The sequence below is a fragment of the Paucidesulfovibrio longus DSM 6739 genome (assembly GCF_000420485.1).
GTDB classification, from domain to species: domain Bacteria; phylum Desulfobacterota; class Desulfovibrionia; order Desulfovibrionales; family Desulfovibrionaceae; genus Paucidesulfovibrio; species Paucidesulfovibrio longus.
On record NZ_ATVA01000007.1, the window covers coordinates 1 to 7,348 of the forward strand.

The following is a 7,348-nucleotide window of genomic DNA, read 5'->3' on the forward strand; positions in this document are numbered from 1 at the left end:
ATTCCGATGGGATCGAGCTATATCATGGCCTGACACGGTATTTTCACTACTACAATGAGGAACGCAGACATTCGTCGTTGGACAAGAGGACTCCAGCGGATGTATACAGGGGCAGTTTCAATGTTCATTGACTTGGCTCGTATCCGTTGTTCCGCTCCGCCCTCGGCCCTTCGGGCCGCCCCTACGGGGACGGGCTACGCTCCACAACGGATACGGCAAATCGCCTCCTCGGAGGCTCGAACTCGGACGCCGGGCTCCACCTTAAAATGACCGCTCAGTGGTCCAAAGGATGGGGGAAGGCGCAGACAAATTCAGTCGTACTTGACGGTTTTTCCACCGGGTAGGGGGAGCCCTCTCTGGATTGCCCATAAGGTGGCATAGCCCATGAAACTGTCCATCATGGTTTTGTCGCTTGTAGGTCCGAAAGCGTGAACCCGCTCCCTGGTGTGATAGGGGAGAAGTGTCCCCTCCAAAATTTTCATACAGGTCGGTGGCTGCTGGAATTTGCAGCATTTTCTGGAGGGGGGGTAACGTTGCCAGGCAGGCTTGAGCCTATCACAACGATGATGTATAATGAAGGCTAGTTGAGAGACTTGCGTTCAAAGTTCACACTTTGTTCACACCACGGTTCTTTGAGAGAGCGGAGCTGTCCATCAATATGGATTGATTGAGACGGCATCCATGAACGAGAGAGGGTTGACGTTGCCTAGCCGCGCCCTGCGAACAGCCCCATCCATGACTTCCATTGTTGACACGCCCCCGCCATTTCCATAATAGTGTCAAACCCGTGCCGGGATGGCGGAATTGGTAGACGCAGCGGACTCAAAATCCGCCGGGTTCACGCCCTTGCGAGTTCGAGTCTCGCTCCCGGTACCACAATAAAAACAAGCTCCTGCGCACCGTTTCTCGCGGTTCGCGGGAGCTTTGTTTTTGGGGCGAAGCGGGGTTGTCCAACCCCTGTCCAACCTTTTGCGTTTGCATTACAATGAGGCTTGCATCCACTGAAATTTGTTTTACGTTTTGAGTCAGGTCACTTCTGTGGGCTTTCTGGTTATTTGTACGGAAAATTCCGTTAATTTGATGGGTAACTGAGGTGCCAAATGGATAAAGAGATGCTGAGACTTCAAGAGATATTATTCTGGCGATATCAATACCATAGCCGGGCAGCATTGCTTGAGTCTTCCCCTTCTTGGAATGAGATACTACGGGCTGTAACCTCTTGGCAGGATGCGGAACTTGAATTTGATACCCCTCGTTTTGTTGCGAATGCGATATTTAGTTGCAGGTATACAAATGCATCGTCATACGATTTGAAACGCGTTCCTCAGGAATTATTATATTATTTTCACCTGTATACTGATCTTGCAATTAAATATGAATACGAGCTGATCGATATTATGTACCCTTTGCAAGGTGCTGAATTGCTTGAAATGTTCGTATGTAGTGACTCTACTCCAGTCCCTCCAATATTGTTTGATACGAAAGATACAGTCGAAAAATATTTCATTAAGTCAATCACAAGGTTGCTCACAAAATTAAAGTTTTATTCTGTTGACCACTCAGGACTGTCAGAGAAACTTGCAAAGATAGTAAAGAGAAAATTTGAATACAATATGGCACAAAGAATCAGTTCTACTGCGGTAGATAAAAGTATTGCAGCGGATAGGCGTAAGGTAATTGCTGGCCTTTTAATCGATTTGTTAGATGATCATGAGCGATACAAGTCGCCTTCTGCTCCCCAGAATGACGCGAGAAGGATTAAGTTCTTCACGATGTATAATAAATATGCAGATATTGAATATAGGGCAGGTTGCAATCGAGCGCGCGCAATCGGCCTCTTTCTTTGGGATGCAAAGTACTTGCAAAACAAGCCGACGGAAAAGGCCTTAAGGGAGGTGAGGAGATATTATCCTTCTGACGAAAAGGGAAACCCGACTGATTCGAAGATGTTGGGTTGGAGGAAGTGTACAGAGGAATGTGTTAGGAATAAAGCGGTGTTAACTGTATCACGGTAATTAATTTTTTTAACCGGGATGTTTTCCTCATCCTCCTAAGCATAGGACAAGTTTATACACAAACGCGAAGCGATTTTCGTTTGGCGCTCGGTCGCTTCGAAAAATGCTTCAGCAAGCTTAGGAGGAGATTATGTCTGCCCCGTTTGTTCTTAAATTGAGTGATTCGTTTCCTGCCATCATTTCCCGTAGAGATGTCGGTCGCTTTACCGGCGGTCTGATCGCTCCACGCACAATGGCCAATCTTGATTCGCTGGGGCAAGGCCCCCGACAAAGGCTTCGGCTAGGGCGCAATGTCGGGTATACGCGCGAGGCATTTCTGGATTGGCTTGCGGGACGATTGGAGGTGGAAGATGCATCCTGAGGTCCTTTCACCATTTCAGGTGCTCCCGCTTAAGGCTCGGGAGTATGCGATATCGGTCTCCCAAGTTTTAAAGGCCGATTCGGACATGGTTGCTCAAGGGATTCTGGGTGTTGCGCATCTGGCATCCTTAGGGGTCCTCGAAATTGAGGTGGGAGAGAACTGGACGGAGCCCAGCGCGTGCTTTTTTGTGACCGGAGCAAACTCCGGACATAGAAAATCGCCCACGTCGAAAAAGCTTGAAACCGCTCTGCATCACAGTATCGACAAATATCTCCTGCCTGATGAGAGGGAAGCTCAGCGGATTACCGCTGAACGGGCGTTGGTGGAGGTGCAGATAAAAACGCTCATGCGCGCCGCTGCGAAATCCTCATCTGAGGATACCGACCCAGAGACCGTTGGAATGTTGGCCGCACTTCAAGGAAGGCTCAAAACTCTTAAACCGCAGGTCTCTCCGATTATTTGCAGTGGGACGCCGCAGGCGATCTCCAAGATGTTGGGCAAACGAAGCTTTGTGGGGGTGCTTGATCCTGAGGGAGGCTTTTTGCCCGGAATCAGGAACACTCACGAAGATCAAGCAATCTCGATTTTGAAAGCATGGTCTGGAGATCGCATCCGTGATGAAAGAGTCGGCTCGGGGACCTCGGCATCTAAGAGGCCGCAACTCTCTACGTGCATATTGTGGCAATCCAACCGCCTCGCCAGATTTCTGATGGACAAGAAATATGTCGAGAATGGACTAACTGCACGTTTTCTTCCTTTGTTTGTAAAGGGGAATCCATTCATCCCTTACCAGCACGTCAATACTCCTTTTGAAGACGCTACCTTGTGGTACGAAATGGCTATTGATGCCATCGTCAAGACTGCCAGTGAACTATTCCGGATGGGGGCAAGGCGAAAGGTCTTGCTATCCACTCAGGCGTATAATGAATTCCAAGCTTACCGCAATGAGATTGACCAGCAGATTTCCAGCCGTCGTTTTGAATGCTGGGCTGACGTGCTGGAGAAAGCCCCTTCCCATGCTTTGCGGTTGGCCTTGATCATCCAGTTGTTGGAGTCTGAATGTGTAACCGTTGAGTGTATATCCGGTGAGAATATGTGGAGGGGCATCGCATTGGCTCGATTTTTCGTCGATCAACATGCGGGGCTCCGACAATGGAGTGACATGGGTCCTGTTCGGAAGATTGCGAATCGTATCATCTCGAGACTTCCCGATGGGTACGGCCCCCCCGTCCCGTTCAAGCCTGCCGAGTTGTATCGCCCTTTGGGAATAACGGCGTTTGAATGTGAACGTGCCTTGGGGCTCTTGGCTTCATGTGGTTATGTACGAGAATGTGGCTGCTTGCCCCCTTCCGATCCAAGGCCTGGAAGGAAAGAGGCTCCTTGCTGGGTGGCTACGATGCCACCTCACCAGATGGAACCGCTTCCTGAATAGGTTCGAAATAAGGGCTGGGCATCTCGCTCAGCCCTTTCCAATTTTAACCCTATCAGGGGAACATCCGAGGCGACAACCTCATGCAGGGTGTCTTCCTTTTGACTGACTTTGGCCAAGTAGCTGGTCCTTTCGGAGCGGCGATTGTAATCCAACTTGAATTGACGCTGCTGGTGCTCCTGTCCAGGTCCAGTCGTGATGGCTAGACGGTTTGCTGCTTATTAATATTCCAAAATAGCTATTGATATTACACAAAGTCCAATCTTCCAATTTGCCCAAGGGGCTGCTTTCTCCATTGTGGTTAGCCTTTGGGGATCCGAGAGCTGAAAACTTCCCTGACGTATTTTGGGGTCTTGCCCTTGGTGTTGACCTTGGCCAAATAGCTTAGACGCTGGACACAGTCGTTCTTCACCTTTTCAAAATCCGGATCATTTCTCCGAAGTCGATAGGAGTTGTATTGCTTTTGTCCTGAACGGGATTGGGTGCAATGATCCACAAGCCCTGGTTGGTCACTGTTCACAGCATTCCCCCAATGCTTTTCTGCGGATTGAATGATCGCATGCGGGAATTGAATCTTGTTTCCATCAGCAAAGACCGCCATATGGTAATGCTGGTGTTTTTCACGGCTCTGTTCTCGTACTGCGATATATTTCGGATCAAGTCCTTTTCTGGAGAGTTCCTTCATCATGGCTGATGTGAATTTTGAAAAGGATTCGTTTGTTGTCTGTCCTGGATGTTGTTGTGGGAATCTCAGATCGAATCTGGTGCAAAGGACTTTATTGTGTTTTTCTGTCGTATGCTGAATGATTTTTAAAGTTGTATCCAGTATCTTAGTATTGCAAGCATATCCTTTCTTAGAATCTGTCAGAATTTGATATCCATTGTAACGAGGTTCACGAGTTGTCTTCATGAGAATATCCTTTGGTTAGTTGATTTGTTGTAAATTGTTTTTTTGTTCCATGTTGTGATTGTTTGTATGTGTATTATGTATGAATATTAATGATTTATGTATAAGATATTACCAGAGACCTGATGAGCAAAGCGATTAACAATATTCTATTTTATTCGTGAGAGTGTGCGTTAAAGTAATTTTCCAATCATAATATGGTGACTGAATTATTTTTATATTTTATGTTTATATGTTGGTCGCTTTGGCATGAAAAAAGCCTCCCCAGATTGCTCCAGGGAGAATGGATGCGCTGAGTCTTTTTTGGAAGATTCTCTGAATTGAATCTCAGGAATAAATCGTGTGCTTTTTATTTTCGAGGTTTTCGACACGGAGAAACAACCCTTCCCACAAGTTGAGCCATTGTCACAGAAGATAAATCTTTTGAGACAGTCGAGAGCTTAACAGGAATAGCAGGGCAGGGAACCTTTCTAGATGCGTCTAGATCGTGCCCTGGTAATGAGAAGATTAGGTTTTAAAACCTTCCTAAAGTCAAATAGGGCATCAACCTTCTATGTCGAACTGAAACGCCTTATTTGCCTCTGAAATATGACAATATATGTTTTTTCGTGTAACGCTATAGAGTCATTTGTGTACAGCTTTAAAGTCCAAATATCTGGATCCCCTCGACTGAATCTTGGATGCCCCTGGCGATGAACATATCGGGACATGGGCACAAATTATTGAATAAAAATAATAAATTAATGATTATTGTCGAGAATTTTTGGGTAATTCACTAAACATCTTCAATTTAGATGAAAGTCGGTGTATGTAAAAATCTATTCACAAAAAACAGATTAGGAAGGCTACAAAATCTAAGTACAGCAACTGTGACCAGGAGTTCTTTATTCTCAGAATTATGGCTACTCATGAAGCCAAGTACATTCTGACCGGTTGAACCCAATAAACACGAGTAAATAGATTGAAAACAACAATCAAGATACTTGCCATAGCAGTCACTATAAGCCTGTTATCGTGCTCATGCGCATCAACTGATTTTAATGCTACATCATTTCGGCCAGTTGATCATAACGAAAAATTCACTATATACGAATTCAAAGCCTTCGCTGATGCAATTTATCCTAACGACAGTGTGACTGCAGAAAAACAGAGAATCAAGTGGCTTCAAAAGTGGATTAAGAACAACAATTTAAATTTAAAGCATTACGAGATTGTATCTCGAAGCGCTGTTTTAAAGCATGAAGGACTTCTTGGAACAGTTTTCGACATCTACTACAAAGTAAAAATACACAATTATTAAAAAACTGGGGCAAAAGGTGTATCGTTGCGAAACTCATTTGTATCACGCTCTGATTGTGGACGGTTTTCGCTAGGGCAGGTCGTGGAGATTCGTCAAATTCGTACTCGTCTGCCGATTTTGCAACAGGAAATGGGGCCGCCGAATGCCGCGCACGGGCTTGGCCCTTTACGTCGATCAGTTGCCGGTTCCGGGCGAAGCGGGTTTTATCGTGACTCTTTCGAGTGCCAGAACCTCAAGATATAGACCGCCTCGGTTTTGACGAGGTAACGGACTACATAGCGACCGAACACGAACTCCCGCACGCCTTCAATCTCTTCAAGAGGACGCCCGATGTGGGGCATTTCAGCAAAGCGGTTGATGGCCGATTTGAGGTTCAGCACCGTGGAACGGGACACCTCCGGATCATGCAGCGCCAGAAAGTCGTGCAGCCGTTTCAGATCCTCAACTGACTCCGGCGAGAACCTTATCCGCATTCAGGCGCATCCGACTCTGTTTCTGATCCCCAGCTGTCCAGCCAGGCGAAGACCTCCTCGCCGTCAATGTACCGGCCAGCCTCAATGCTCTCGATGGCCAGCAGGGTCTCGGCGCGGCGCTTCTCCCGTTCTTCGTGTCTGTTGATGAAATCGACCATGAATTCGCGCAACAAATGGCTGGAGTTCTTGCCCTGGCTTTTGGCGATGGCCTCGAACTTGTTCTTGAGGGCGGTATCGACGCGCGCCCGGATGGTTTCCTGCATGCTGCCTCCTGCGTGTGGCTACAATATGCTACATGAGGGGGGCTGTAAATCTGTTTTCGGAGTTGACTTGCCTCTCCGGGATGTCCAGAGACAGCTGAAGGCTAAGGTAGACAAGGACCGAGTCCTTGTAACCTTCGAGCCACCGAATGGCTTCCACGGGATCACGGACCTCTTCGATGGGTTTGATGTTCGCAGTCTCGCGGATGCCGCCGCGGCAGTCCCAGCTGAAGAATTTCCAGCCAGGACACAGCCGCCGTCAAACAATGGGATGGCTCGCGGGTTGAGTTCGACACGTTTTCTTGATGCGTCCACGGATTATCGAAAAGGTACGGTGCGTGGCGACAATCGGCCCGGGCGACAACGGCGAAGCGGTGATGACGGTGCTCTGCTTGCCGTTGGACGACTAACCATGAAATTCAGAAGGAAAAAGGAGCTCAGTTTGCCAGTGGTCTCCCTCAGCGCGGAATATCTTGTCACCGGACAATTGCTCAGGCGCAATATCCTGACCTACAGGGCCCCTCCCAACAATCAGGGGTATGATCTGCTCTGCACCCACCCTGATCCTGCCCTCGCGACAAAGACGCTCCGGATTCAGGTCAA

7 protein-coding genes and 1 tRNA gene are annotated in these 7,348 nt (G+C 47.7%); 5 read left to right on the forward strand and 3 right to left on the reverse strand.

Going from position 1 to position 7,348, the window contains the following annotated elements; translation table 11 throughout:
- The first annotated feature begins 29 nt into the window (after positions 1–29).
- The 4 genes from G452_RS21925 (at position 30) to G452_RS0101610 (ending at position 3,808) form a co-directional block, all read left to right on the forward strand.
- Positions 30–131: an integrase core domain-containing protein gene (locus G452_RS21925; RefSeq protein WP_407636013.1), complete on the forward strand. Its 102-nt coding sequence runs from the start codon at positions 30–32 to the stop codon at positions 129–131.
- Between the two features lie 658 nt (positions 132–789).
- A tRNA-Leu gene (locus G452_RS0101605) sits at positions 790–876 on the forward strand.
- A gap of 224 nt (positions 877–1,100) precedes the next feature.
- Positions 1,101–2,015, forward strand: a complete 915-nt coding sequence (locus G452_RS21310) for a hypothetical protein (protein ID WP_155887489.1) — start codon at positions 1,101–1,103, stop codon at positions 2,013–2,015.
- Positions 2,016–2,365: 350 nt separating this feature from the next.
- The gene (locus G452_RS0101610; protein ID WP_027188924.1) at positions 2,366–3,808 is read left to right on the forward strand and encodes a DUF3987 domain-containing protein; all 1,443 of its coding nucleotides are present in this window, start codon (positions 2,366–2,368) and stop codon (positions 3,806–3,808) included.
- 298 nt (positions 3,809–4,106) lie between these two features.
- Here G452_RS0101610 and G452_RS20975 read toward each other — a convergent pair whose 3' ends face one another.
- The 3 genes from G452_RS20975 to G452_RS0101625 all read right to left on the reverse strand — a co-directional run bounded on the left by G452_RS20975 (position 4,107) and on the right by G452_RS0101625 (position 6,748).
- Complete coding sequence (locus G452_RS20975; RefSeq protein WP_081650424.1) at positions 4,107–4,715, reverse strand: YagK/YfjJ domain-containing protein; 609 nt, start codon at positions 4,713–4,715, stop codon at positions 4,107–4,109.
- A 1,500-nt stretch (positions 4,716–6,215) separates the two neighbouring features.
- Positions 6,216–6,485, reverse strand: a complete 270-nt coding sequence (locus G452_RS0101620; protein WP_022660516.1) for a type II toxin-antitoxin system RelE/ParE family toxin — start codon at positions 6,483–6,485, stop codon at positions 6,216–6,218.
- A complete protein-coding gene (locus tag G452_RS0101625; protein ID WP_022660517.1) occupies positions 6,476–6,748 on the reverse strand; it encodes a CopG family ribbon-helix-helix protein in 273 nt (90 codons plus the stop codon). Before G452_RS0101625 ends, G452_RS0101620 begins: the two co-directional genes overlap by 10 nt.
- A gap of 409 nt (positions 6,749–7,157) precedes the next feature.
- Between G452_RS0101625 and G452_RS21765 the strand changes: the two genes are divergently transcribed.
- The coding region (locus G452_RS21765) for a hypothetical protein (RefSeq protein ID WP_211213481.1) at positions 7,158–7,348 on the forward strand (191 nt) is incomplete at its 3' end.

Excerpts from the sequence above, each read along its gene's own strand:
- G452_RS21310 (WP_155887489.1), top strand. The coding sequence starts at position 1,101 with ATGGATAAAGAGATGCTGAGACTTCAAGAGATATTATTCTGGCGATAT.
- G452_RS0101610 (WP_027188924.1), top strand. The coding sequence starts at position 2,366 with ATGCATCCTGAGGTCCTTTCACCATTTCAGGTGCTCCCGCTTAAGGCT.
- G452_RS20975 (WP_081650424.1), bottom strand. The coding sequence starts at position 4,715 with ATGAAGACAACTCGTGAACCTCGTTACAATGGATATCAAATTCTGACA.
- G452_RS0101620 (WP_022660516.1), bottom strand. The coding sequence starts at position 6,485 with ATGCGGATAAGGTTCTCGCCGGAGTCAGTTGAGGATCTGAAACGGCTG.
- G452_RS0101625 (WP_022660517.1), bottom strand. The coding sequence starts at position 6,748 with ATGCAGGAAACCATCCGGGCGCGCGTCGATACCGCCCTCAAGAACAAG.